Origin of the sequence: Bacillus sp. FJAT-25509, from assembly GCF_001420605.1 — a bacterium.
GTDB lineage: Bacteria > Bacillota > Bacilli > Bacillales > Bacillaceae_G > Gottfriedia.
Map to the genome: position 1 here is coordinate 32,571 of NZ_LJIZ01000013.1, position 26,969 is coordinate 59,539.

The window sequence follows — 26,969 nt, forward strand, 5'->3', positions numbered from 1 at the left end:
ATGGGCTCAATTATTAAAGTTGAAAATCTTAAAAAGAGATATGGAGATTTTTACGCTGTAAATGGAATTAGTTTTGAAGTTGAAAAGGGTGAAGTTTTTGGATTACTTGGTCCAAATGGAGCTGGTAAATCTACGACAATGGAAATGCTTGTAGGATTAAGAAAACCAGATGAAGGTACGGCTACTATTGCAGGCCATGTGATCGGTAAAGACTCATATAAAATCAAACAAGAGATTGGAATACAACTCCAATCAACATCCTTATTTGAACTGTTAAAAGTAAAGGAAATCATTGAAATGTATGCAAGTTTTTATCCAAGTCATATCCCGATTCAACCGTTGATTGATGAAATGCTTTTATCTGAAAAGCAAAATAGTCTAGTAAAAGGATTATCAGGTGGACAAAAGCAGCGATTAGCAATTGCATTAGCATTAATTCATGATCCTCAAATCATATTTTTAGATGAGCCAACTACAGGACTTGATCCACAAGCTCGTAGAACATTGTGGGATATCATTTTAAAACTAAAAGAACGCGGTAAAACAGTCGTTTTATCAACTCACTATATGGATGAGGCACATGTACTAGCTGATCGCATTGGTATCATGGATAAAGGCAAATTAATTGCGCTAGATACACCAAACAATCTGGTTAGTTCAATTTCTGCAGAGAGTGCGGTTGAATTTAAGACAAAACTACCAGAGCAAGAAGAAAAGTTTGCACATTTAGACAGTGTAATGAATGTCGTGATCAATCATGATTTTGTTACATTGTATACTCGAAACTTACAAGCTTCATTAATGGCTTTACTTGAGTATACAAAAGATCAAGATATGACGATTTCGGATTTATCGACTAGAACTGCCACTCTTGAGGACGTATTTTTACATATGACTGGAAGGGGGTTACGTGAAGAATGAAGGCTTATTATCAATTGACTTTAGCCCAACTCCGGATTTATGTACGTAATCGTCAAGCACTAATCTGGACATTATTATTTCCGTTTTTCTTTATGATTATTTTTGGATTAATGTTTAATGATGGGAATACAACTAGTTATTCCGTAAACTTAATTGATTATGACAACACTCAAGTAAGTAAACAAATTACAACTGTTTTAGATAAACAAAAATCGCTTAAAATTCATCAAAAAACAAATGAATTAAAGTCTAGGAAATTATTATCTGATGGTAAAACCGATTTTGTAATCGTCATTAACAAAGGATTTCAAGATCAAGTGACATCTAAACAAAAATCCGCTCCTGCACAAATAAAAGTACTTTATAATGAAAGTAATGCAGCCCAGCTTCAAGGTGGAATTGCAACAATTACAGCATATGTTGATGCCGCTAGTAAACAAATGGCAGGGTATACACCTAAAATCGTAACAGACTTTAAAGGGGTAGCTGGCATTACTCTTTCATATTTAGACTTTTTAGTACCTGGAATTATTGCAATGCAAATCATGAATAACAATATGAATGGTGTCGCAGGCCAAATTGCGTCTTGGAGAGAACGAGGAGTTCTAAGACGAATGCAAGGCACTACATTAAGAGCCTCAACGTTTATTGCCGCGCAAATTACAGCAAGGCTAATATTGAATAGCTTACAAGCAATCTTAACCATTCTAATTGGCTATTTTGGATTTGACGTAAGTATTCGAGGATCATTTCTATTAGTAGTGTTATTTGTTGTATTAGGTACATTAACATTTATGAGCATTGGATTTATTATAGCAAGTTTAGCGAAAAGTCCAGAAAGTGCTGGACCAATTGCAGGTTTCATCTCGTTCCCACTAATGTTTTTAGGTGGAGTATTTTTCCCTGTAAATAATATGCCCGAATATTTACAGCCGATTATAAAGACAATTCCAATCACACACTTATCAACTGCGATGCGCGATATTATGAATGTCGGAGCATCATTTGGAGATTTACTTCCAGATTTCGGCTGGTTATGTGTCTGGATGGTCGTAAGCTTCTTCATTGCTGCACGTACTTTTAGATGGGAGTAAGAGCGAAAAATTAGATAATGAATAATGTAGATAAAACAAAGTAATTCAAAGACTTTCGCTAATTTTAGTGAAAGTCTTTTTTTTTACCTTTTCTTTATCAAGATTCATCCATACTACTTTAAGAATAGTTATGCATTATTTATTGCATACTACTTAAAAAATTAAGATTAGGTGAGTTACAGGTGAGTTCAATATTTGAAATCTATTTTCGTGATGTAAAGCGGGTTGTAACAAATTGGGCTGCATTGATGATTATCATTGGTTTAATTATCATGCCCTCAATGTATGCATGGTTTAATATAAAGTCCTCTTGGGATCCGTATGGAAATACAAAGGGCTTAAAGATCGCGATTGTAAATGAGGATCGTGGTGCTACTGTCTTAAACAATAAAATTAATATCGGAAACGAAGTAATACATTCTTTAAAACAAAATCCCTCTTTAGGCTGGAGATTTACAAGTAAGAAAGTTGCAAATGAAGGGGTTAAACAAGGAAAATATTACGCTAGTATTTTAATACCGAATGATTTTTCAAATAAAATTAGCACGGTTTTAACAGATCAGCCTCAAAAACCCGAACTAATTTATCAAGTGAATGAAAAGCTAAATATAGTTGCGCCGAAATATACTGAAAAAGGTGCAACGGGTATTGCGAGTGAGATTACAAAGAAATTTGAAAAGACCGTAAGTAAGGAAGTATTGCAGGAGTTTAATAAAATAGGAATTGATTTACAAGCAAATTTACCTGAAATAAAGAAATTTGAGCAAATGGTTTTTAAACTTGAAAAAGATTTACCCGAAATAAAGACAACTGTGAATACAGCATTAAATGACTATAAAAAAGTACAAAGCGTTATTCAAACTACAAAAAAAGACATGGAATTGATTTATAATATTGTAGCGAATGGTGAAAAATTAACAGCTAGTTTAAGTGGCTTTTTTAATCAAATTAACCAATCAATACAAGATTCAACTCCATTTATTAAAGAGACACTTAACCTACTCCAGAACCAGTCTGCTGTTATACAAAGTACATTATCACAATTGCAGGATCAAACAATTAGTCAAGACGAATCGATGAGGCTATCGAATGAAATCGGAAAAGTACTACCGAATTCAAGAAATATGGTTACTTCTTTAAATCAAGTTCTGCAATCGTTTAATAGCTTAGGCAATAAAGCGGATTTTAGTAAAGATGTTAGTGTATTAAAAGGTCTAGAAGCAGATTTAATGACGATTCAAAATGAGAATGCTCAATTAAAAAATGCAATACAAAGCGGAAACGACCTACCGACTAATTTACTTCAAAAAATGAATGAGAACGCGGCAAGTATAAATAACAAGATAAACAGTTTAAACGGAAATTTTGATCAAGATTTAGCGCCAAAAATAAGTGAAGCATCAAGATTAGTGAATGAATCAATAAAAAATACCCAGACTGTTTTGGCTGATGCAAAAACGAGTATACCAACAATAAAAGGTGTACTTCAGGATACATCAATTTTATTAGCAACGAAAAAGGGTGATATACAGCAATTAGTAAATGAGTTACCAATGATTGAGACGAAAATAAAAAAAATAGCTAATGAGATTAGAAAGGCGAAAGAAAAAGGAAACATCGAGGATTTAATTAATTTTCTTCGAACAGATATAGAAAAGGTAAGTGACTTTTATTCTAGCCCAATCCTAATAAAAAAGGATCGAATGTTTCCAATACCGAATTATGGTACAGGTTTGACTCCATTTTATACAACATTGTCGTTATGGGTAGGAGCGTTATTAATGGTATCGTTATTAACTACTGAAGTTCATGAAGAAAAGCCATATAAGAGTAGAGAAGTTTATTTTGGAAGATTATTGACCTTTATTACTATTGGGATATTACAGACATTAGTAGTGACTACTGGTAACTTTCTGATCTTAGGTACTTATGCAGCAAGTAGGGGTTATTTTATCTTATTTGCACTATTGATTAGCATTGTATTTACGTTTATTGTTTATACGCTTGTTTCGGTTTTCGGAAATATTGGGAAAGGTATCGGTATTATCTTTTTGGTTCTCCAAATATCAGGAGCAGGAGGAGTTTATCCGATCCAAGTAACTCCACCATTTTTTCAAAAAATAAATCCATTTCTGCCTTTTACCTATGCATTAAGCTTGTTAAGAGAGGCGACTGGTGGAATCGTATGGGATACGATTTATAAGGACCTTCCAATACTAATTCTTTTTGTCATCATTGCAATTATAGTGGGGGTTGTTCTTAAAGCACCTATTAATAAAAGAGCAAGTAAAATTGTAGATCTTTCTAAGAAGAGTAGACTCATCCATTAGTCTTTTGAAAAAATAAATTCATATAAAAATCATTGAACTGTTTTGCCAAGTGCTATAACATAGATAAAAGTTATATCTTCATAGCTTTTAGGAGAAGTAGGTGTTTTGTATGAAATTATCAGTTGTTGTATATTGTTATAACAATGGAGAAAATTTTGAGAGATTTCACGTTGATTTATCAAATACAATAAAGTTACTAAAAGAAGATTATGAAATTATTTATATAAACGACGGAAGTGAAGATGATACATTATTAGCACTTCAAGTTGTTGCAAATCATAGCAGTCATTTGAAATATATCTCGTTTACCCGCCGCTTCGGAAGAGAGGGAGCAATTTGTGCTGGACTTGAACATGCAAAAGGCGATGTTGTCATCCTAATGGATGGAAACTTCGTACATCCACCGAATGTTATTTTAGAGATGATGGATGAATACAAAAAAGGTCATAACCATGTAGTGGCTTCAAAAAAAATAGAGAATTCAGTTCTTAAAAAAGCGAAAAAAGGCATTTTTGAGAAGGTCATTAAAAAATTTGTGGACCCTGATATTTTGCAAAATGAATCAGACTTTCGTTTATTAAGCAGAAAAGTAGTGAATGCTATTTTAAATATGCCAGAATCAAATCGCTATTCAAAAGGTATTTTTAACTGGATTGGTTACAAAATAAAAACGATTGAGTATGAAATAACATCAAGAATCATTAACAAAGAGTCAGAAGTAAGAAGACTAGATTCGGTAAAAAAATCCATTGAGTATATATTGTGTTTCAATACTAGACCATTGAGGTTGTTAACGAAAGTCGGATTATTATTAATTGGAATAAGTCTTGTAATTTTTATTATGATGAGCTTTAAAGTAATTTTTGTTGGGATTAGAATTCCTGGTTTATATACGATTTCCAATTTCATTATGTTATTTGGCGGAGTTCAAATCTTGATGATTGGGGTATTAGGCGAATATTTAGGTAAGATCTATTACGAAACAAAAAGAAGACCCCAATACATTGTTGAGTCTTCAAGCTATGATGAAGATTAAATTTCACGATATGATAAATTTGGAAATTCGACAAGAATCTTGTCGAATTTCTTTTTTCATTACATAATATTTAAAGATAGAATAATATTTTAATGAAAGCTTGGAGAATAATATGGGGAATCTTTATAAAGCTATTCCAGGGGTAGTTCTTTGCCTTTTTATTGCACTTATTAGTGAAACACTTTCTTATATATTGCCGGTTGGAGCAGCTACATTTTCAATATTAATCGGATTGATTGTCGGTAATACAATACACTTAAAGCCTTATTTTGAAGGCGGTAGAAAGTTTGCAGAAAGTAAATTATTAGAGATCTCAATATTTTTATTAGGTGCAACGATCAGCATTCAAATGATTGGCTTATTAGGATTAAAAGGAATTTTGTTAATCGTGATACAAATGTGTTTAGTCATCATTTTTACGATTTGGTTAGGCGAAAAACTAGGTTTTGGTTTGAATTTTAGCTATTTAATGGCAAGTGGAAATGCAGTTTGTGGTTCATCAGCAATTGGCGCAACAGCCCCAGCTATACAAGCAACTCAAGAAGAAAAGGGACTGGCTGTGACACTTGTAAATATGATGGGAACAGTCTTAATGTTTATTTTGCCTTTAATAGCATCTGTATTATATCACTCAGAAACATTGCCGACCTCTGCACTAATCGGAAGTACATTACAATCAGTGGGACAAGTAGTTGCTAGTGGTAGTTTAGTGAATGATGAAGTAAAGAATTATGCCACTTTATTTAAACTGATTCGAGTAGTTTTTTTAGTTTTTGTAGTTTTTAGCTTATCTTCTATAAAAAGAAGACACTTAGCGGAGGATTCGATTGAAAAAGTAAAAATCCAATTTCCTTGGTACGTAATTGGATTTGTCATCCTTTGTGTTTTTTATAGTTTGGGAGTGATACCAAGTTGGGCTGCGAATATTTCGAATAAGACTAGTCACTTATTTGAAATTATTGCACTCGCTGCAATTGGTTTAAATGTAAATCTAAAAATGATCATTAAACAAGGGAAGTCACTTTCACTTTATGCATTAAGCATCGTAGGATTTCAAATCATCATAGCAATTTTATTAATTCAAGTAATCTATTAATAAACGCGAACAACGACAAAAAACAACAATTCATATCTATTTCTCGGGAAATTTCGTCAGGAAAGGTGGTATTTCATTGTTTAACCTATCATCAAATTGGAGAGAAAAATTAAAACCAGAGTTTGAAAAAACGTATTTTAAAGATTTATTGCAATTTCTTGAAAAAGAATACAAAGAACAAACAATATACCCTGCCAAAGAGCATTTATTTCAGGCATTAAACGAGTGTTCATATGAAGATTGTAAAGTAGTGATAATTGGACAAGATCCTTATCATCAGCCAGGTCAAGCGCATGGGTTAAGTTTTTCTGTATTACCGGGAGTAAAAATACCGCCCTCTTTAAGAAATATTTATAAAGAATTAAATAGTGATTTAGGGTTAGAAATACCTACGAGCGGATATTTAAATAATTGGGCAAAACAGGGGATTTTATTATTAAATACTGTTTTAACTGTTCGTGAAGGGGAACCAAATTCCCATAAAAATAAAGGGTGGGAACTATTTACGAATACGATTTTATCCGAGTTAAATAAGCAAGAACGTCCGATTATTTTTGTACTATGGGGTAAACATGCTCAAGCTAAAGAAGAATTGATTACGAGTAACCACCATGTAATATTAAAATCACATCATCCAAGTCCATTGTCAGCTAGTAGAGGTTTCTTTGATAGCAAACCATTTTCACAAATTAACCAAAAACTAGTAGAACTTCAACTGGAACCGATTGATTGGACAGTTGAGTAGCCTATAAATGGGATTTAAAAAAGGTTGTCTTTTTAGACAACCTTTTTTTGTGTTTATTATTTATTACTCAATATAAACTTTTCAACGACTTTAGCCACGCCATCTTCATTATTTGTAGCAGTGACATAATCTGCTTGTTGCTTAATTTCTTCAGGAGCATTTCCCATCGCAACACCTAGACCCGCAAATTTAATCATCGGTAGGTCATTATATCCGTCTCCTACAGCGATTACTTCGTCTTGTCGTATTCCTAAAATTTGAATTAAGTGATTTAGACTTTTACCTTTATCTACCTCACTGTTTGTTAGTTCTAAAAAGAACGGCTTCGAGCGCATGACACTAATTTTACCTTCAAGCTCTTTTTGGAGTATCTTTTCAACTTGAGCTAGTTTTTCTGGGTCCTCTAACATTAACAACTTCACAACGTCATTTTGCACATGCTTGGTAAAGCTGCTTACTTCTTTAATTTGCATGCCTGTGAGTTGGCCTTCAATATCAGTATATTGATTCCCTTGTTCTGTAATAATATCATTTTCAACATATGTATGAACGAAGACATTATGTTTCTTACTAATCTCATAAAGTTCATGTGCTTGCTCTTTTGTTAGCTTACATTCATAAACATTATTTTTTGTTTGATAGTCAGTAATGATCCCCCCGTTAAATGATAGAACATAACTACCATAATCATGTAGTAATAGTTCCTCAGCTAACTTATGCATTGCAAAGGTTGGTCTACCGGAAGCTAACACTACTTTTACACCCATATCTTGAGCTTTGAGTAAAGCTTCCTTCGTTCTTTGCGAAATAACATGTTGATCCGTTAAAAGTGTGTCATCGATATCCAAAACGATCATTTTATAGTTCAAATTACATTACCTCCTAAAAATTAACTTTTTTAGTATACCACCGTTCGATTAAAATAGTGCTTAATTTGGTTGGTATTCGCTTTCAGAAAAAAGCCATAGTATAATAGGGTTTATTGGATTGTGTTAATAAAGTTTGGTGGTGATTTATCTGAATATCAGTGTAGAAAAAGTAATCCAGCAAATTGAAAATGAGTTACATAAGGCAAAAGTAAGTACGCAAAAACCTGGACAGTTACGAGAAAGAATTGCCAGTATTCGTTCTTTATGTGAGTTGCTTCTTGAAGACGAGGGCAGTGTAGAGGTTCCAAAGAATATAATAACTAGTAGTATCGTTCAATCAATACCAAGTCAGCCTATTATGTCCGGACCTTCTGTGATGCCTAAATTAGATGACTCGGAACAAAGTGGATCATTATTAGATTTTTAAGATAAAGGGGGAGAAAAAGTGAAACTATTTTTCTTATTTGGTAGTATTTTTGCATTTTTATCAATCGCATTAGGTGCATTTGGAGCACATGGACTAGAGGGGAAAATTTCCGAAAAATCGCTTCAAATTTGGCAAAAGGCTGTTCAATATCAAATGTTCCAAACAGGTGGACTATTTATTATCGCATTTTTAATTGATAAATTTGGTTCAACGACTCAATTAATGTGGGCGGGATGGTTATCTATTATAGGGATCGTCTTATTCTCAGGAAGCCTGTACATATTAAGTGTATCTGGAATTAAGATACTAGGTGCAATTACACCATTAGGTGGTTTAGCATTTTTAGTAGCTTGGATTTTAGTAGGGATTTCAGTAATGAAATAAAAAAAGTGTTCAATAAAAGTGCAATTATTGCACTATATTGAACACTTTTTTTTATAGTTGATAAGGTAAAGCTATTTCTTCGTCAAATGTGACGTAATCTAAGTAAATTGTCAACAATACGAATGTTTTGGTTGTATTTACATCTCTGAGTACAATATGGTCACGTCCAGCTCCCATAATATACCCGACAAATACTTGTTGCTGGTGACCAGTGAACGTCATATAAACCGTAGCAATTTTCCCACGATTGGCTCTAAGTATATTTTCTACATAGGATTGTTCAAACATACTAGCCGAGGCGGTAACTTGACCTTGTTGGGTAATCATACCGCCTGATGGGGCTGCATATCCTTGCCCCTGTCCGGTTTGTTGTCCTTGCCCTTGGGCAGGTTGCGCCGCACGATAAAGATTTGGATAATATTCGTAAGGATTACTCAAAGAAAAAACCTCCCTTAGTTAAATCAAACTAAACACTGTAAACTTTAGGACAATCTTGAGAAGTTGGTTGATAAAAGCAATGTGATTTAAATCTTCCTGCTAGTTTTTGGTTAAACCAAGTTCCTGGGCATGAACCTGCAGGTCGGAAGAACCATAGGCCATAAGTGGCTGGCCAAAAACGTTGCCCTGCTATTACTTTTCTAGATAGTTCAATATCTTGATCCCTGGCACGTTGGTAAAAGTAAGATTTTTGAACAGCTTCGAATCCACCAGGATTTTGATAAACCATATCTGATATACTTCGAATGTCTCTAAAATCTAAGCAATCACATAAAACCCTATTAACACAGACATTTCCAACCATTAACATACCTTGTTGACCTTCACCTTCAGCTTCAGCACGCATTAATCTTGCAAGCAAAGAAACCTCAGCATCGGTAAAACGAATTACAGCCATAAAAAAGCCTCCTCATCCGAATTAAATATTCTGCATGAATCCCATTGGTGATCGGAAAGCGAGGACTAATTAGTTCGTTCACTACTGTAACTATATTAAAATTGAAAGAAACATATGACTTCTTTTCCAATAGGAAAATAAAAAAAACTTCTCAAAAAAGAGAAGTCTTTTAATTTATATACTATGACTGATCGTATTCAGTGGATACTCTAAAGTATTCAATTATACGTAAAGATATTTCGAGAATCCATCTTCTTTTAGAATTGTTCCAACAAAGAATGAACCAAATACTCCATAACGAGCACTTACTTCATCAAAGCGCATTTCATAGATTAATTTTTTGAATTGTAGTACGTCTTCAGAGAATAAAGTAACGCCCCATTCATAATCATCAAATCCAACAGAACCAGTAATAATTTGTTTAACTTTACCAGCGTAACCACGACCAATTTTTCCGTGACTGTACATCATTTCTTTACGAGCACCTGAAGGAAGCATGTACCAGTTATCTTCACCTTCACGCTTTTTATCCATTGGATAGAAGCATACGTATTGAGATTTTGGTAAAGCAGGGTAAAGTCTAGCGCGAACATGCGGATTTTGATATGGATCGCCATCTTCTTCGCTTAAGTAATTACTTAATTCAACAACAGAAACGTATGAATAAGTTGGAATCAAAAATTGAGATAATGTAGTTTTGTTAATTTCTGTTTCGATATGTAATAACTCATCCATTGTAGGTCGTAAAACCATAAACATAATGTCTGCTTTTTGACCTAAAATATTGTAAATAGCATGGCTACCTTCACCAGAATCAGCAACTTGATTCCATTTTGAGAAAACTTGTTGGAACTCTGTAATCGCTAGTTGACGCTCATCACTACTTAATTGTTTAAAAGCATGCCAATCCATACTTCTAAAATCATGTAAACAATACCAGCCATCTAAAGTTTTTGCAGCTTCACTCATTTTAAATCCCCCAAACGTTATCGTATTGATTTTCATTTATATAGCATACTACAAATAAAAGTATTTTGTAAAAACATACAAAATTATACAGTATTCAAATTTAGTTTGAAAATTAGGAATTAATTTACTTTAAATGATAGCGCTTTATTAAATATATTATATTTTTCATTATACTAAAAAGGTTTTATTCTAATTATGTACAAATAAAATAATTTTAAAGATTTCGGAGGCTATTATGAGCAATCTATTTGAAAGCATTAAACAAAAAGTATCAGGTAAAGGTATTTCGATTGTTTTACCAGAAGGTACAGATGAGAGAATCTTAACAGCAGCTGACAGACTAGCGAAAGAAGATGTATTAAAACCGATTTTAATAGGTAATGTTGAAAGCGTGAAAGAAAAAGCAAGTAGCTTAGGTTTAGAACTTCAAGGAGTAGAAATTTTAGACCCATCTACTTATGGAGAAATGGAGCAATTAGTTGCATCATTTGTTGAACGCCGTAAAGGAAAAGCAACTGAAGAGCAAGCTCGTAAAGCATTATTAGATCCAAACTACTTTGGAACGATGTTAGTATATGCAAACATTGCTCAAGGATTAGTTAGTGGTGCAACACATTCAACTGCAGATACAGTACGACCAGCGCTTCAAATCATTAAAACAAAACCAGGCGTTACAAAAACATCTGGTGTATTTATCATGGTTCGTGAAGATGAGAAATACGTATTCGCAGATTGCGCGATTAATATTGCCCCAAATAGCCAAGACTTAGCTGAAATTGCAATTGAAAGTGCAAAAACAGCTAAACTATTTGACATTGACCCTAAAATTGCAATGTTAAGCTTTTCAACAAAAGGATCTGCAAAATCGCCTGAAACTGAAAAAGTTGCAGAAGCAGTTAAAATTGCAAAAGAGCTTGCTCCTGAATTAACTTTAGATGGCGAGTTCCAATTTGATGCAGCATTTGTACCATCTGTTGCAAAAAGCAAAGCTCCTCATTCAGTTATTCAAGGTGATGCTAACACATTCGTATTCCCAAGCTTAGAAGCAGGTAACATTGGTTACAAAATTGCTCAACGTTTAGGTAACTTTGAAGCAATCGGACCAATCCTACAAGGCTTAAATATGCCTGTTAATGACCTATCTCGTGGTTGTAACAGTGAAGACGTTTATAAATTATCAATCATCACAGCTGCTCAAGCTCTATAATTAGGGCTTGTGTTAAGTAAAAAGAGTGCTCTTAAGTCAATGAACTTATGAGCACTCATTTTTTATTAGAACACTTTGTGTTTATTGATTAAACCTGTATATAAGAAAAAACCAAAAAACCAAAAGGTATTTTTCAGCCTTTTGGTTTTTTCAATTTATAAAATCCTTATTCTGCTCTTATCTTTCTTGCATAGAACTTATTTCCGAATTACGATCGATCATTCGTTGCAAATGGTAATTATATAATTCTATTTCATCATCAAGTAAAGAGTTAGGAGTTAATTTTGGAGTTAATTTAATTAAAGATTGAAGTAGTCTTGTCATTACATCCGTCACTGTAAGATTTAATGATAGTAGTTCGGAAAGAGATGCCATTGTATCAGGAATAATTGTAGGATATTTAAACGAAGTTTCTTTGTTATCAATCGCAATTTCATAAAAATCTTTAATAACTGAAGCACGTTTTGAACCACTTTCGTTAATACATAAATAAATTTGAACAGCAACCCCTTTACGGATCCGACGTTGAGAAATACCCGCAAACTTCTTGTCATCAATACTTAAATCAAAATCTCCTGGACAATATGATCCGACTATTTCTTTAGCAACTATTTTATCTGTTAAGTCCTTAAACATATCTTGAATTAGTGCATACATCGTTTCATAGCCGTCATTAATTTGCAGCTTATGTTCAGCCTCTGGAAAGAGGATAGATATATTTAAAACACCTTCATCTAAAACAACAGCAAGCCCACCTGAATTTCGTACGATTGCCTTGTATCCATGGTCATTAAGAAATTTAACCCCATTTGTTAGATTCGGCAGTCTAGTATCTTGAATTCCTAGAACGATTGTATTGTGATGTACCCATGTTCGAATTGTTGTTGGAGACTCCATTTTCCCAATTTTTGTACATAATGTGTCATCTAATGCAAAAGATTGGATCGCCTCAAAGGATGGCCCTAAAGTTGAGCCGTCTATAAAACGTATTTCATCTGTTTGTAACCGATTCAAATGTTGATTCATTAAATAAGCCCCTTGCGTTTTGCGTTTGTTTTCCTATTTTAGCATGATTTTAAACTAAATAAAAAAACTTCATATTCTGAATAGTAAATATAGGTTGACAATAATTTAAATCAAACATATAGTAAATAAAGTAATGAAAATGATAATCGTTATCAATTAAGTATAAGGTTGATAATAATAAAAAAAGGAGATTTAAATGAAAAAGTTATTATTACCGTTTATTCTTATTTTTGTATTAATCACGAGCGCATGTAGTCATAATTCGTCAGATAAGAAGGCTAGCACTTCAAATATGGACGATCAATCTAAAACATTTACATATCAATCAGAAACTGGTCCCGTTGAAGTACCAACACATCCAAAACGCGTTATCTTACTTTCAGGTTTTACGGGTAATGTCATTTCTTTAGGAGTAAATGTTGTTGGGGTAGATGTTTGGTCAAAGAATAATCCAACTTTTACGAAAGAATTAAAGGATGTAGCGGAAGTATCAGATGAGAATCTTGAAAAAATAATTGAGTTAAAACCGGATTTAATTATTGGGTTATCAACTATTAAAAACATAGATAAATTGAAAGAGATTGCTCCAACGGTTACATACACGTGGGGTAAGTTAGATTATTTAGCACAGCATATCGAAATTGGTAAACTGTTAAACAAAGAGAAGGAAGCCAGAGAATGGGTTGGTGACTTTAAACAACGCGCGGAAAAAGCAGGAGATGAAATTCGAGCTAAAATTGGTGAAAATGCAACTGTATCAGTATTTGAATCATATGATAAACAGCTATATGTATTCGGTAATAATTGGGCCCGAGGAACTGAAATACTATACCAAGCAATGAAATTAAAAATGCCTGAGAAAGTAAAAGAAGTGGCTTTAAAAGATGGTTATTACACGCTTTCTACAGAAGTGCTGCCACAATATGCAGGAGATTACATTATTTTAAGTAAATACGCAGATGCAGATATATCGTTCCAGAAAACAGATACATATAAATCTATTCCAGCTGTAAAAAATAATCGTGTATACGAAATGCTTGGCAATGGCGCTTCGTTTAGTGACCCAGTTACACTTGAAAAACAGCTAGCATTCTTTAAAAAATCATTTTTAGAAAATTAATAGATTGTAGTCGGAATTTCAAAATTAGTGAACATAAAAATAGAGGGACTAAATCAAAACCAAGATTTAGTTCCTCTATATTATAACCGACAATGTTATTCTGCAATTTTTTCTAAATTTCCGTTCTTATCCATTCTAAAGGATGTTGCTGCTGGTTTCTCTTCCTCTTCAAATAGTACTAATTTTCTAGCACGGTTCATTATTTTCATCATTGTTTCATAGTCTTCTTGAACAGTAGTAGCATCTTTTTCAAGCTTTTCTACTTGTCTCTGTAACTGTGAATTTCGTTCCTGCAATTGAATAAGCTCTCTTTTTAGTTGATCATTTTCACGGACTAAACGATCACTACCAATCTGACTACTTGAAAGACCTTGTAAGAACTGGATGACATCAAACATTGTAATTGAACTTTTTCTAGTATTCACTGGTGAAGCTGGCGTAGTCTGTGATTGATACTGACTTTGAACTGAAGGAATACTTGAAAATATCTCAGTTGTTGGTTCATCATTATGCGTTACTTCAACAGTTGTGTCATTTTCATTATCAGTTTCCACAAAAGAACCAAATTCTTGATCGAGTTCAACACCATATTCTAAGTCTTGTTCATCATTTAAATAACGATCAAAATTACTAGATACATCTGTTTGTATATAACTAGATTCAGAAGGTGTATATAATAACTTTTTCTTAGCATCTTCACCTTTAGCGTGACGAAGCTTTTCTTTTCGGAATTTCTTTGCTAATTGAAGTGCTTTTTCATAATTATAGCGAACTACAGCATTCCAACGAAAACCACATGCAGCCGAGGTACGTTCTAAAACATCGCCTACTTCTTCAAAGGCATTTAATTGGGTACTACCTTCTCGCACATGACGTAAAACGGTTTCTGCTAAAAGTAAATCATTTTCTTCAGTCCAAGCATCTTGTCTTAATTTCATCATAGAAAATTCTCCTCAACTTTCTTTTATTCAATTAAATTGGTTTATTTTCGTAGCTGATTAATAGAAGTTTGGACAAAAAAATAGAAAACTATACAAAAAATAGAAAATAGTAGAATACTATTTGGAGTGATTTAATTGGAAAACTTGCATGTCCTTTTTGGAACGAGTAAAATTACTGCTGAGTATGTTCAATTTAGAACAGAAAGGATTGTAAAAAAATGTCAAATGAATTTAGAATATGTGATGACTGCCAGGCGACAAATATTAAAACATTAGTCCCTCGCTTAAAAAGAATAGATGATGAAGCAGAGATTAAAATTGGTTGTCAATCTTACTGTGGACCAGGACGAAAAAAATCATTTTGTTTCGTAAACAATCGCCCTTTATCTGCACCAAACGAAGATGATCTACTTGTAAAGATAAAGTCAAAACTAGGTAAGAATTAAACGTTCCTTCATCTTCAGGAGCGTTTTTTTGATATAATAGATTGAAATGTGGAGAAAGCTTGTTCAGCTCTGAAGGGAATATCTCCATTCAGCTGAAGAAGTGGCGATCTTTCCACTTCGAAGATGGATGGAATATTACCGAAGAGCTAGCTTTCGGAACTAGACATCATAAAATACATATTTTAATTTTGGTTTTACCTTCATCGGAATTTGGCTTATGACCTCGAGGGGCTAACGCCTGTAGCTAGACAATTTGAAATGTGGAGAAAGCTTGTTCAGCTCTGAAGGGAATATCTCCATTCAGCTGAAGAAGTGGCGATCTTTCCACTTCGAAGATGGATGGAATATTACCGAAGAGCTAGCTTTCGGAACTAGACATCATAAAATACATATTTTAATTTTGGTTTTACCTTCATCGGAATTTGGCTTATGACCTCGAGGGGCTAACGCCTGTAGCTAGACAATTTGAAATGTGGAGAAAGCTTGTTCAGCTCTGAAGGGAATATCTCCATTCAGCTGAAGAAGTGGCGATCTTTCCACTTCGAAGATGGATGGAATATTACCGAAGAGCTAGCTTTCGGAACTAGACATCATAAAATACATATTTTAATTTTGGTTTTTACCTTCATTGGAATTTGGCTTATGACCTCGAGGGGCTAACGCTTCGGACTACAAAGAGTAAGATAGAAGAGTCCTGTTCAGAAAGTAAATCAATTAGCATATAAAGAATTAGTGTACATATTGAAAGGGGGCCAACATATGTCATATCGTTTCCAAAAGCTTTATGAGGAAAAAGTATTTAAAGATCCCGTACATCGTTATATTCACGTAAGAGATCAAGTTATTTGGGATTTAATCGGAACAAAAGAATTTCAGAGACTACGCAGAATTAAACAGCTTGGTACTACATATCTGACGTTTCATGGAGCTGAGCATAGTCGATTTACTCATTCGCTTGGCGTTTATGAAATTATAAGACGTATGGTAGATGATGTTTTTTCTGGTCGTCCTGATTGGAATGATGATGATCGCTTATTAGCTCTTTGTGCTGGATTATTACATGATGTTGGTCATGGTCCTTTTTCGCATACATTTGAAAAGATATTTAATTTAGATCATGAAGAATTAACGAGAGAAATTATTGAGGGTTCAACAGAAATTAATGATGTTCTAAAAAAAGTAGGGGATGACTTTCCTAAGAAAGTGTCGGAAGTCATTGAGAAAACATCGGCGAATAAGTTAGTTACGAGCATGATTTCAAGCCAAATTGATGCAGATCGAATGGATTATCTTCTTAGAGATGCATACTACACTGGTGTAAGTTACGGTAATTTTGATATGGAACGTATTTTGAGAATTATGCGTCCTCGACCTGATGGTGTCGTTATTAAACAATCAGGTATGCATGCTGTTGAGCACTACTTAATTAGTCGATTCCAGATGTACTGGCAAGTATACTTTCATCCTGTGTCTAGAAGTGCAGAAGCTATTTTACAAAAGATATTACAAAGGGCTAAATATTTGCATGAAACAGGTTACCATTTTAATTATGTACCAGTTCATTTTGGTCAATTGTTTGAGGGGAAAGTTGACTTAGATGAATATATCAAATTAGATGAATCAGTCCTTTTGTATTATTTCCAAGTATGGCAGGAGGAATCTGACCAAATCTTAGGTGATCTGTGTCAACGGTTCTTAAGTAGAAAATTATTTCAATATGTAGACTTTGATACGCAAAAGCATACTGAAAAGTTTGCTGAACTAAAAGAGTTATTTTTAGAAATAGATATAGACCCAGAATACTATTTAGTTATCGATACAATTTCAGACGAGGCTTATGATTACTTTAGGTATGGTGAAGAAGGTGGAAAGAAGCCGATTCTACTATTACAAACGAACGGGGATTTGAAAGAAATCTCGCGTAAATCAGAGCTAGTAGATGGAATAACTGGTAAAAAGTTATTCGATTCTAAGTTATATTTTCCTCATGATTTAATTTATAGCAATCCTGATGAAAAGAAAAAGAAAGTAATCGAAATGATTGAAGAAATAGCAGGGGCTAAAAGAAGATAAAAACAGTAAACGGAAGTTACTCCGTTTACTCATTATTTAGACAAAGTACTAAAAACTTGTTTTTCAGACTGATTGAAAGCGTTTGGCGGGCAGTCTGACGTTTACTGTTGATGTATGTAAGGAATTCTATTCGTCACTTAGGCGTTTACCTGCAACGGCATAATGGTTTTTTGTCATTTCTTCAATGAAAACAACAATCTTTTCGGTTGGAGCACCTGTTGTTTCACTAACAGCTGAAGTAACTTTTTCTACTAAAGCTTTTTTTTGTTCTTCAGTGCGACCTTCTAGCATTTTTACTGTAACGTATGGCATATTATGACCTCCTTCGTTTTGTCATTTTTATTATAACTCAGGAAGTCAGAATAATAACGATTAAATCGATTAACATTGAAGAAATCATAAAGAATAAATTAAACTATTAATAAATTAACCGTTCAGTTAAGTAAAACAGTAATTTCTTGAGAGGAGTAAAGAATGGGATCATTTTTTCAATATCCATTAAAAGATATACCATTAATATTACTAGTTGTTGCGATTTCGTTATCAGTTCACGAATTTGCGCACGCTTATGTAGCTTATAAATTTGGAGATGACACTGCAAAAAGACAAGGCAGATTAACGCTTTCACCATTTAGACATTTAGACATTTTCGGAACAATTGCGATTATTATTTTAGGTTTTGGTTGGGCAAGACCAGTTCCTGTAAATCGCCATAACTTTAAACATCCTAGATTAGCGGGTATCTTAACGACAGCAGCGGGACCGATTAGTAATTTAATACTAGCGACGCTTGGTTTAATCGCTTATTCACTATTGTATAAGTTCGGATTTTTTCATTCTTTCCCACAATCGCTATCAATGACTTTAGATTCTTTCTTTAATATTTTCGTTCAAATGAATATCGTATTATTTGTGTTTAACTTAATTCCTCTTCCGCCATTAGATGGATATCGAATTTTAGAGGATTTGGCTCCTAATGACCTTCGTGCAAAAATGTCACAATACGAGCAATATGGAGCATTTGTATTTTTAGTTTTAGTATTAACTCCATTAGATAACTATACAATACAGCCAATTTTCCAGGTTGCTATACCTTCAGTTTTCCACTGGATTAATTCAATCGTTACACCATTAATTTTTTAGGAGGGGCATAATGTCTGAACAACCAAAAAAGAAATCACTAGGTTTTAATATATTAAAAAATGATTCAACGAGTGGGCATGGCGGATTCGGTGTTGGAGCAATTAGTTTAGAAAATATTTCTCCAGTCTTTATAGATATACAAGAGAATGATGTTTTTGTAGATATCGGTGCAATGCATGCAAGAAGTTCAGTTGAAAAAGGAATCAAGTTTTTAACAAATGAGGATGAAGTTCCTAATGGAAAACCATATTGGTTAGTGTGGGTCGCAACGGAGCGAACTGAAAGTGGACCTTATTATGCTGGAGTAACTGGCTGTTATATGACGGTTGATCGTGAAGCTAGAAGGGGATATAAACTTCTTCCTGACCACGTAAATAAAATGGATAAAGCAATGAAACGAAAAATAATGGTTGAAGAGATGGATGAAAAGTCTCGCAAATTATTAGCCGATTTCTTAAAATCGCACAATGAAGAGATGTGGAATAATTCATCTGACCAATTAAAAACTGTGCTTTTAGGATAGTATACTTTTTTGCACATTAAGTAAGTATAAATTGGCAGCGAAGAAGGAAAGTCCACGTAGTTTCCAATTTTAAGTATTAAGTATAAGTGCAACTACGTCTCTGTCTTCGCCCTAAGGCTCGCCAATTGACGAGTTTTCTTTTGGTAAATTATATAAAAAATTTGAAGAAATCGTCGAATAATCTTTTTACATTTAAGACTAAATAAAGTAAACTAATATTAGCTTGGACAAAGCTAGGACTAGGACAAACAAAAGACCTTACCAATTTGGTGAGGTCTTTTGTTTTTATAGTAAATATTTAGAATACCAAGGTTTACTGTCTTTATTTTCCTTTTTATGTTTTTGGTTCATTTTTTTATTCATACAAGGTTTTGTAGGTTGTGTCCCTCTACGAAAATAAAGTGAAACCTTATCGCCGCAGCCTTCTTTATACAAAAGGCCAGTCTTTTCATCTACAGCAACTTTTACTAGATCATTAGGTAGTTTAGAATCTATATTTTTATCCATTAAATTTGTCATAACGGATGCCCATACCTTCTTGGACAGTGTACCTTCCTCTGCGGTTAAATTTTTTGAATGATCATACCCAACCCATACTCCAACAATAAGATTCGAATGGAATCCAATCATCCAACTGTCCGTTTTTGTAGTTCCAGTTTTACCATAATAATCTTTTGATAGTTCAGGAATAATACTAGTACCTGTTACTGGCAAGTAGCTTGAAAAATTTGTGTTGAACATTCCGTTCATTAGTTGTTTAAGAATAATGGTTTGATCTTTATCTAATATTTGTTTTTTATCAAACTTTTCTTTATAAATCGTCTTTCCAGTTTGAGTTTTAATCTCTTTTACGAAATGAGGAATAACTTCTTTACCATTATTCGCAATTAGTGCGTATGCTCTTGTCATATCGAGCAATGAGGCATCTTGAGTGCCGAGTGCCATTGAAGGTAGTTTATTATTTGGTGTGGTTAAATGGAATAACTTCTGTGCTTTAATAAATTCGTCAGTACCAACTGCCTGTTGTGTTTTTACAGCGTATATATTGTCTGAAACAGCAATAGCTTTAGCTAGAGTAATTGAATCATGCGCGTATAGATTGCCACTGTTTTTGGGACTATATGAATTTCCATTTTCAAAGTGAAATATAGTAGGCTTACTTTGAAGTCTTGTTGATGGGGTATAACCATTTTCAAGTGCACTGTAATATAGAATTGGTTTTATTGTACTTCCTACTTGTCGTTTTGACGTTATTGCTCGATTAAATAAAAACTGTCCTTTCTCGCGGCCCCCAGTCATACCTAATACTTCACCAGTTTGACTATTTAATACGACTACACTAGCCTGTAAATCAGGTTGTGGTCTAATATATTTATCAAATGCTTGATCAATATGCTTTTGAATAGTGGAATTAAATGTTGTATAAATTTGACTACCATTGTTATTGATTGATTGGCCAATTGAAGCTGTAATCTCTTTTTGAACACTTTGTTGAAAATAGGATGTAAATGAAGAATTTGAAGTATGTTTAATCGGTTTTAACTTTATCGATTCATTAATTGCATTTTTAACAGTTTTTGAGCTGATTAGTTTATTTTGTTCTAATGCCGATAAAATTCGTTGCTGCCTTTTCTTTACAGATGAAAAATGAACGTAAGGATCATATGTTGAAGGATTAGCCGGAATACTTAATAAAAATGTAGATTCACCAATTGTAAGCTCGTTTGTCTCTTTTCCTAAGAAGGTATTCGCAGCAGTTTCTAGACCATAAATACCATGTCCAAAATAAATGGTGTTTAAATATGCTTCTAATATTTTATTTTTACTGTAGGCTGACTCAAGTCTCATAGTAAAAAAAGCCTCTTTTAATTTACGACTAATCGTTTTTTGTTGTGAAAGATATAAATTTTTTGCAAGTTGCTGAGTTATTGTACTTCCGCCTTGAGCGTATTGTCCTTTCGTTATATTAATTAAAATAGCAGAGCCCAACCTTTTTAAGTCAAAGCCATGATGATGAAAAAAATTACGATCTTCAGAAACTAAAATACTATTGATCGCAATCGGAGGCACATCTGCAATTTTTAGTGTTTTACGATTTTGAAGTAGCTTAGTTTTACTAATTAGTTTTTGATTGTGATCATAATAACTTGAATTTGACTCAATAAATAATGAAGGTTTAGTAGACGTAATTGCAAACAGATAAACACAAGATAAAAATAGTGTTCCTGAAATTGAAATAATAGTAAGCAAAATGCCGACCTTTTGAAGTGTACGCCAATGAAAAGAGTAGTTGATATTATACAAAAAATGTATCCTCCTCTCGATTCGTTTCTCTAATTTAATACTAGTATGGTAGATTAAGAGAAATTTTATTCAAATTACCGTAGTAAAAAATATCAAATAATTTAGCTTTAAAAATCTTGCATTTCACAAAAATTACTCTATACTTTTCTTTTGTACGGCAAAAAATTGTTGTAACAACACAAATCCGATAGGAATTAGGAAGAGTGGGGATAATACGGAACATAATCGAAAAGTCGAGGCGCATTGTTTTAGCCCCGACAAAACAATACTTATGTTTCAAACTAAATCTTGATAAAGAAGGGTAGATGCATTAAATGGAATTATGGTTTACTGAAAAACAAACAAAAAACTTTGGAATTACTGCTAAAATTAATAAAACTTTACATACAGAGCAAACTGAGTTTCAAAAGCTTGACATGGTAGAGACAGAAGAGTTCGGAAACATGCTTATTTTAGATGGTATGGTTATGACAACTCAAAAAGATGAGTTCGTTTACCACGAAATGGTCGCGCATGTACCTTTATTCACACACCCAAATCCTGAAAACGTATTAGTTGTAGGTGGCGGTGACGGTGGTGTTATTCGTGAAGTATTAAAACACCCAAGCGTGAAGAAAGCAACTCTAGTTGAAATCGATGGAAAAGTAATTGAGTACTCTAAAATATACTTACCTGAAATTGCAGGGAAATTAGAAGATCCACGTGTAGAAGTAAAAGTAGACGACGGATTTATGCATATTGCAAATAGTGAAAATGTATACGATGTAATTATGGTAGACTCAACTGAACCAGTTGGTCCTGCAGTTAACTTATTTACAAAAGGCTTCTATGCTGGAATCTCTAAAGCATTAAAAGAAGATGGTATTTTTGTAGCACAAACGGACAACCCATGGTTTACGCCAGAGTTAATCACACAAGTTCAACGTGATGTAAGAGAAATCTTCCCAATCACTCGTTTATACATTGCAAATATTCCAACATACCCAAGTGGAATGTGGACATTTACAATCGGTTCGAAAAAACATGATCCTCTTGAAGTAGAAGAGAATCGTTTCTTTGATATTGAGACAAAATATTATACAAAAGAGCTACACAAAGCAGCGTTCGTATTACCAAAATTTGTAGCTGATCTTACTAAATAAGGGGGCTTTATTTATGCGTTTTGATGAAGCTTATTCTGGAAATGTATTCATAAAGAGTCATCCAAGCTTTGAAGAAAGTAAAGCAGTTATCTATGGTATGCCTATGGATTGGACTGTAAGTTTCAGACCAGGTTCTCGTTTTGGTCCTACACGTATTCGTGAAGTTTCAATTGGATTAGAGGAATATAGTCCATATCAAGATAAAGAACTTGAAGAAGTTAAGTATTTCGACGCAGGGGATATTCCATTACCATTTGGTAACGCGCAAAGAAGCCTTGATATGATTGAAGATTATATTGACGGTTTATTAGCTGAAGGTAAATTTCCTCTAGGAATGGGTGGGGAGCATCTTGTATCATGGCCAGTAATGAAAGCTATGTACAAGAAATACCCAGATTTAGCAATTATTCATTTTGATGCTCATACTGATTTACGTGATTCATATGAAGGTGAGCCATTATCTCACTCAACACCAATTAAAAAAGTTTGTGATTTAATTGGACCAAAAAATGTTTATTCATTTGGAATCCGTTCTGGTATGAAGGAAGAATTTGAATGGGCTAAAGAAGTTGGAATGAATTTATTCAAATTCGAAGTGCTTGAACCGTTAAAGAAAGTACTTCCAACGCTTGCTGGACGTCCAGTATATGTAACGATTGATATCGATGTATTAGATCCTGCACACGCTCCTGGAACAGGAACTCTTGAAGCAGGTGGTATTACATCAAAAGAAATGCTTGATAGCATCTTAGCAATCGCAAATAGTGATATAAACGTTGTTGGGGCAGACTTAGTAGAAGTAGCTCCAGTTTACGATCATGCAGAGCAAACTCAAGTTGCTGCAAGTAAATTTATTCGTGAAATTTTATTAGGTTGGGTAAAATAATAAGATTTGAAAAGGCGATTTTTCGTTCATTAGAGCGAAAAGTCGCCTTTTTATATTGATTTGAAATTGAAACACTTGTAGCAATACAAATAATATTTAACAAAAAATGTAAAATCCTATTGATAATGATAATCATTACCTTTATAATTGAGAACGATTATTGTTATCAAACTATGGGAGAAGATGAAGATGAAAAAAGGGGTAAGGAAATCTATTTTAACTCTACACTTGGTAAGCAGCTTAGTTTTTGGACTTTTTATTATTGCTGTTTGTGCAACGGGTAGTGTATTGGTGTTTGGGAATCAGATTGAGCATGTATTAAATCCGCAGTATTTTAAGCCTGAAAGTAGTGAAAGAAATGTTGGAATTAAAGAAGCAGAAAAGGTTTTCCTTGAACATTACAAAGGTTTTCAAATTTCGAGGATGGATGTGCCTTCAAAGTTATCAGATGTATATCATGCAAGTATGTCAAAAGGACATAATGAAATTGATGCATATGTAGATCCTAGCAATGGAAAATTATTAGGTAATTTTGATAGAGAGAAATCGATCGTTTCTTTTTTTAAAGAGTTGCATACACATTTATTATTAGATGATATTGGTGAAACAATTATTGGTATCGTTGCAATTGCATTTATTTTAATTCTTGTTACAGGTATTTATTTATGGTATCCAGGCATTAAACGAATGTTTAAAAGCTTAAAAATTAAATGGAATAAAAGTCAAATGGCTAAAAATCTATCATTACATAATTTCATTGGGGTTATTACTTTACCCTTTTTACTTGTTGTAGCAATAACAGGAATGCTATTTCCATTCCAAGAAAAGATTGAAGAATCTTTGAAATTGAAATTTACATCGAATTATCCTGAAGAACTTAAATCAGTTGATAATGGTAAACATCAAATAGGGCTGGATACTATAGTTGCCCAAATTAATAAATTGCACCCGGAAGGTGAGTTATACAAGTTGAGAATTCCAACGGATAAAGATGGTGTAATAGAAGCTCAATTAAGCGATGGTAGTTATGATCCTGAAGGTAAAGGAAATACCAGTGAGTTTTTCGATCAGTTTTCTGGAAAGCATTTAGGAACTTTTTCGAAAAATACTGAAACAGCCTATGATAAATTTTTTGTTTGGCGAGAAAGTTTGCATAGAGGAACTTTTGGTGGTGTGTTCGTAAAAACAATTTATGCCTTAGTTGGAATAGCTCCACTTGGTTTGGGGATAACTGGGATTACAATGTGGGCGCTAAAACGAAAAAACAAAGTTAAAAAAATGAGAAAATTACAGCAAACGGCCTAAGACTAACAGAATTTTACAAGGAAGTATGATAACGATATTCGGTTGAAATATTTGTTAGAACCCGAAAGAAAATGCGCATAAGCCGTATTTATCTTTCGGGTTTTTTGAATAGGTAACAAAAATGATTATTTGTACTGTTTTTATAGTAAAACAACAATTTTGTAGAAAGATAAAAATAGAAAAATGTACAAAGTTAACGTTGACGTTAACGATACAATAGGAGTAAGATAGATAAGTGATATAAATAATTTAAATTCATTTCGAAAGGAGGAAATGATTTGCTATACAAAATAGATGATGTAGCGAAAGAATGTGGATTAACAAAGCGCTCGATTCGTTATTACGAAGAAATCGGTTTGATCTCTCCGCCTGAAAGAAGTGAAGGAGGATTTCGACTTTATTCTGATCTGCATATAGAACGGCTAAAGAAAATAATGAATGTTCGTGATGTTCTTGGTTTTTCTTTGCAGGAGGTACAGGAATATATGGAAATTAGTGAGGCGTATGAAGAATTCCGATTACATTATAGAGAAAACAAGGAAAAAATGAATGAAGATGAAAGAAAAGAAAAGCTATTAGGGGCGGAAGTAATACTTGCTCAACAATTAAAAATGATTGATGAAAAGCTTAAAAAAATGAACGATATTCGAGATGAAATGAATGCGATGTATCAGAGGGTGCAAAAAGCTTTAGAACAATAAATAATATGGGAGATGGATGAAATATGTCAAACTTGGCAGATCGTAAGAAGCAAACTGCAAATCAAAAATCTGGTCTTTTGAATCAGCCAAAAGCAATTTGGGCTGTTGGTTTTGCTTGTATTATCGCATTCATGGGGATTGGATTAGTTGACCCAATTTTACCAGCAATCGCTGAAAAAATGCATGCTTCTAAAAGTGATGTAACGCTTCTTTTTACAAGTTACAATTTAGTAATGGCATTCGCGATGTTAATAACAGGTTTTATCTCTTCACGTATCGGAATTAAATGGACACTGCTTTTAGGTATACTAATTATTGCAGTCTTCGCGGGACTTGGAGGAAATTCAAGCGGTATATGGGAATTAGTATGGTTACGCGGAGGTTGGGGTCTAGGTAACGCACTATTCGTTGCGACTGCATTATCTGCTATTGTTTCATTATCTAGATCAGGTGTTGCACAATCAATTATTTTATACGAAACTGCAATTGGTCTTGGGATATCAGTTGGTCCATTATTAGGTGGGGAATTAGGTTCAATCTCTTGGAGAGGTCCATTTTTTGGTGTTGCTTGTTTAATGGTTATTGCATTTTTATCTCTATCCTTAATGATGCCAAAAACACCTATTACACAAAATACGAAAAAAGCATCGTTTCTTGATCCATTCCGTGCTCTTAAACATAGATCATTATTAACATTAGGGATTACAGCATTTTTATATAACTTTGGATTCTTTACTCTATTAGCATTCTCTCCATTCTATATGGGATTAAAGGAACGCGGTTTAGGATTCGTATTCTTAGGTTGGGGACTTTTACTAGCAATCACATCTGTATTTATGGCACCAAAACTTCAAAGAAAATTCGGTACACTTAAATCGATGTATGCAATGTTAACTCTTTTCGCAATTACGCTTCTTATCATGGGAGTAGGAACAAATACGAATAGTGTTGTTATCGTTTGTGTAATTATAGCTGGTGCATTTTTAGGTAATAACAACACATTAATAACAACAGCAGTAATGCAAGCAGCACCAGTCGAACGTTCAACAGCATCAGCTGCATATAGCTTTTTACGTTTCCTTGGTGGGGCAATTGCTCCATATTTAGCAGGTAAACTTGCTGAATGGTATAATCCACACGTACCTTTCTATGTAGGTGGATGTTTTGTATTATTATCGGTACTTTTCTTGTTTATTAATAAAAAGCATTTAATTCATATTGATAAAGCAGAATCTGCACATTAATTTTATCGAGTATTTCTCGATAATTGGTGAAAACCCGCTAGGAATTACGTTTCCTGGCGGGTTTTTGTGTTTTTTTGAATATAAACAAACAAAAAACAGCCCTTTACAAGCTGTTTATCATGGTCCAAAATGACCGAAAAAC

Annotated in this window: 27 protein-coding genes; 19 read left to right on the forward strand and 8 right to left on the reverse strand. The window is 33.5% G+C overall.

Annotated elements, in window-relative coordinates; translation table 11 throughout:
• From AN960_RS07530 to AN960_RS07555, 6 genes are all read left to right on the forward strand, one after another.
• Entirely contained in the window at positions 1 to 921 is a 921-nt protein-coding gene (locus AN960_RS07530; protein WP_056469135.1) for an ABC transporter ATP-binding protein, read from the forward strand.
• Entirely contained in the window at positions 918 to 2,015 is a 1,098-nt protein-coding gene (locus tag AN960_RS07535) for an ABC transporter permease (protein ID WP_056469138.1), read from the forward strand. Before AN960_RS07530 ends, AN960_RS07535 begins: the two co-directional genes overlap by 4 nt.
• A 182-nt stretch (positions 2,016 to 2,197) precedes the next feature.
• Complete coding sequence (locus AN960_RS07540; protein ID WP_056469140.1) at positions 2,198 to 4,345, forward strand: YhgE/Pip domain-containing protein; 2,148 nt, start codon at positions 2,198 to 2,200, stop codon at positions 4,343 to 4,345.
• Positions 4,346 to 4,454: 109 nt separating this feature from the next.
• The gene (locus AN960_RS07545) at positions 4,455 to 5,381 is read left to right on the forward strand and encodes a glycosyltransferase family 2 protein (protein WP_056469143.1); all 927 of its coding nucleotides are present in this window, start codon (positions 4,455 to 4,457) and stop codon (positions 5,379 to 5,381) included.
• Positions 5,382 to 5,493: 112 nt separating this feature from the next.
• A complete protein-coding gene (locus AN960_RS07550; protein ID WP_056469146.1) occupies positions 5,494 to 6,477 on the forward strand; it encodes a YeiH family protein in 984 nt (327 codons plus the stop codon).
• A gap of 76 nt (positions 6,478 to 6,553) precedes the next feature.
• Complete coding sequence (locus tag AN960_RS07555) at positions 6,554 to 7,222, forward strand: uracil-DNA glycosylase (protein ID WP_056469149.1); 669 nt, start codon at positions 6,554 to 6,556, stop codon at positions 7,220 to 7,222.
• Between the two features lie 56 nt (positions 7,223 to 7,278).
• Here the strand turns inward: AN960_RS07555 and AN960_RS07560 are convergent, their stop codons facing one another.
• Positions 7,279 to 8,091, reverse strand: coding sequence for a Cof-type HAD-IIB family hydrolase (locus AN960_RS07560; RefSeq protein ID WP_056469152.1), 813 nt, complete (start codon positions 8,089 to 8,091; stop codon positions 7,279 to 7,281).
• A 139-nt stretch (positions 8,092 to 8,230) separates the two neighbouring features.
• On the opposite strand from AN960_RS07560, the gene AN960_RS07565 reads away from it, so the two are divergent.
• Entirely contained in the window at positions 8,231 to 8,518 is a 288-nt protein-coding gene (locus AN960_RS07565) for a YwdI family protein (protein WP_156339640.1), read from the forward strand.
• An 18-nt stretch (positions 8,519 to 8,536) separates the two neighbouring features.
• Complete coding sequence (locus AN960_RS07570; RefSeq protein ID WP_056469157.1) at positions 8,537 to 8,902, forward strand: DUF423 domain-containing protein; 366 nt, start codon at positions 8,537 to 8,539, stop codon at positions 8,900 to 8,902.
• Positions 8,903 to 8,953: 51 nt separating this feature from the next.
• Here the strand turns inward: AN960_RS07570 and gerQ are convergent, their stop codons facing one another.
• The 3 genes from gerQ to hemQ all read right to left on the reverse strand — a co-directional run bounded on the left by gerQ (position 8,954) and on the right by hemQ (position 10,766).
• A complete protein-coding gene (gerQ, locus tag AN960_RS25430) occupies positions 8,954 to 9,340 on the reverse strand; it encodes a spore coat protein GerQ (protein ID WP_056469160.1) in 387 nt (128 codons plus the stop codon).
• A gap of 28 nt (positions 9,341 to 9,368) precedes the next feature.
• Entirely contained in the window at positions 9,369 to 9,797 is a 429-nt protein-coding gene (locus tag AN960_RS07580) for a cell wall hydrolase (protein WP_056469162.1), read from the reverse strand.
• Between the two features lie 222 nt (positions 9,798 to 10,019).
• Complete coding sequence (gene hemQ, locus AN960_RS07585; RefSeq protein WP_056469164.1) at positions 10,020 to 10,766, reverse strand: hydrogen peroxide-dependent heme synthase; 747 nt, start codon at positions 10,764 to 10,766, stop codon at positions 10,020 to 10,022.
• A 235-nt stretch (positions 10,767 to 11,001) separates the two neighbouring features.
• Between hemQ and pta the strand changes: the two genes are divergently transcribed.
• Entirely contained in the window at positions 11,002 to 11,973 is a 972-nt protein-coding gene (pta, locus tag AN960_RS07590; RefSeq protein WP_056469166.1) for a phosphate acetyltransferase, read from the forward strand.
• Between the two features lie 177 nt (positions 11,974 to 12,150).
• Here the strand turns inward: pta and lipL are convergent, their stop codons facing one another.
• The gene (lipL, locus tag AN960_RS07595) at positions 12,151 to 12,999 is read right to left on the reverse strand and encodes an octanoyl-[GcvH]:protein N-octanoyltransferase (RefSeq protein ID WP_056469174.1); all 849 of its coding nucleotides are present in this window, start codon (positions 12,997 to 12,999) and stop codon (positions 12,151 to 12,153) included.
• Between the two features lie 196 nt (positions 13,000 to 13,195).
• Here lipL and AN960_RS07600 point away from each other — a divergent pair, with 196 nt between their 5' ends.
• A complete protein-coding gene (locus tag AN960_RS07600) occupies positions 13,196 to 14,119 on the forward strand; it encodes an iron-hydroxamate ABC transporter substrate-binding protein (RefSeq protein WP_056469177.1) in 924 nt (307 codons plus the stop codon).
• 95 nt (positions 14,120 to 14,214) lie between these two features.
• On the opposite strand, the gene AN960_RS07605 is transcribed toward AN960_RS07600, so the two are convergent.
• Positions 14,215 to 15,057: an RsfA family transcriptional regulator gene (locus AN960_RS07605; protein ID WP_056469938.1), complete on the reverse strand. Its 843-nt coding sequence runs from the start codon at positions 15,055 to 15,057 to the stop codon at positions 14,215 to 14,217.
• A 221-nt stretch (positions 15,058 to 15,278) separates the two neighbouring features.
• Here AN960_RS07605 and AN960_RS07610 point away from each other — a divergent pair, with 221 nt between their 5' ends.
• Entirely contained in the window at positions 15,279 to 15,506 is a 228-nt protein-coding gene (locus AN960_RS07610; protein ID WP_025671004.1) for a YuzB family protein, read from the forward strand.
• 759 nt (positions 15,507 to 16,265) lie between these two features.
• Positions 16,266 to 17,579: an HD domain-containing protein gene (locus AN960_RS07615; protein ID WP_056469180.1), complete on the forward strand. Its 1,314-nt coding sequence runs from the start codon at positions 16,266 to 16,268 to the stop codon at positions 17,577 to 17,579.
• A gap of 126 nt (positions 17,580 to 17,705) precedes the next feature.
• Here the strand turns inward: AN960_RS07615 and thmT are convergent, their stop codons facing one another.
• Positions 17,706 to 17,891 carry a 2-hydroxymuconate tautomerase gene (thmT, locus tag AN960_RS07620; RefSeq protein WP_056469182.1) on the reverse strand — a complete coding sequence of 62 codons (186 nt, stop codon included), beginning with the start codon at positions 17,889 to 17,891 and terminating at the stop codon, positions 17,706 to 17,708.
• A gap of 162 nt (positions 17,892 to 18,053) precedes the next feature.
• Between thmT and AN960_RS07625 the strand changes: the two genes are divergently transcribed.
• On the forward strand, positions 18,054 to 18,722 hold the full coding sequence (locus AN960_RS07625) for a site-2 protease family protein (RefSeq protein WP_056469185.1): 669 nt from the start codon (positions 18,054 to 18,056) through the stop codon (positions 18,720 to 18,722).
• A gap of 10 nt (positions 18,723 to 18,732) precedes the next feature.
• A complete protein-coding gene (locus AN960_RS07630) occupies positions 18,733 to 19,245 on the forward strand; it encodes a YwhD family protein (protein ID WP_056469188.1) in 513 nt (170 codons plus the stop codon).
• 285 nt (positions 19,246 to 19,530) lie between these two features.
• Here the strand turns inward: AN960_RS07630 and AN960_RS07635 are convergent, their stop codons facing one another.
• A complete protein-coding gene (locus tag AN960_RS07635) occupies positions 19,531 to 21,549 on the reverse strand; it encodes a transglycosylase domain-containing protein (RefSeq protein ID WP_056469191.1) in 2,019 nt (672 codons plus the stop codon).
• A gap of 314 nt (positions 21,550 to 21,863) precedes the next feature.
• Here AN960_RS07635 and speE point away from each other — a divergent pair, with 314 nt between their 5' ends.
• The 5 genes from speE (at position 21,864) to AN960_RS07660 (ending at position 26,827) form a co-directional block, all read left to right on the forward strand.
• The gene (gene speE, locus AN960_RS07640; RefSeq protein WP_025671010.1) at positions 21,864 to 22,691 is read left to right on the forward strand and encodes a spermidine synthase; all 828 of its coding nucleotides are present in this window, start codon (positions 21,864 to 21,866) and stop codon (positions 22,689 to 22,691) included.
• Positions 22,692 to 22,704: 13 nt separating this feature from the next.
• On the forward strand, positions 22,705 to 23,577 hold the full coding sequence (gene speB / locus AN960_RS07645; RefSeq protein WP_025671011.1) for an agmatinase: 873 nt from the start codon (positions 22,705 to 22,707) through the stop codon (positions 23,575 to 23,577).
• A 189-nt stretch (positions 23,578 to 23,766) separates the two neighbouring features.
• Positions 23,767 to 24,882, forward strand: a complete 1,116-nt coding sequence (locus AN960_RS07650) for a PepSY-associated TM helix domain-containing protein (RefSeq protein ID WP_056469193.1) — start codon at positions 23,767 to 23,769, stop codon at positions 24,880 to 24,882.
• A 278-nt stretch (positions 24,883 to 25,160) separates the two neighbouring features.
• Positions 25,161 to 25,583, forward strand: a complete 423-nt coding sequence (locus tag AN960_RS07655) for a MerR family transcriptional regulator (protein WP_082459421.1) — start codon at positions 25,161 to 25,163, stop codon at positions 25,581 to 25,583.
• A 23-nt stretch (positions 25,584 to 25,606) separates the two neighbouring features.
• Positions 25,607 to 26,827 carry an MFS transporter gene (locus AN960_RS07660; RefSeq protein ID WP_056469198.1) on the forward strand — a complete coding sequence of 407 codons (1,221 nt, stop codon included), beginning with the start codon at positions 25,607 to 25,609 and terminating at the stop codon, positions 26,825 to 26,827.
• Positions 26,828 to 26,969: the final 142 nt, after the last annotated feature.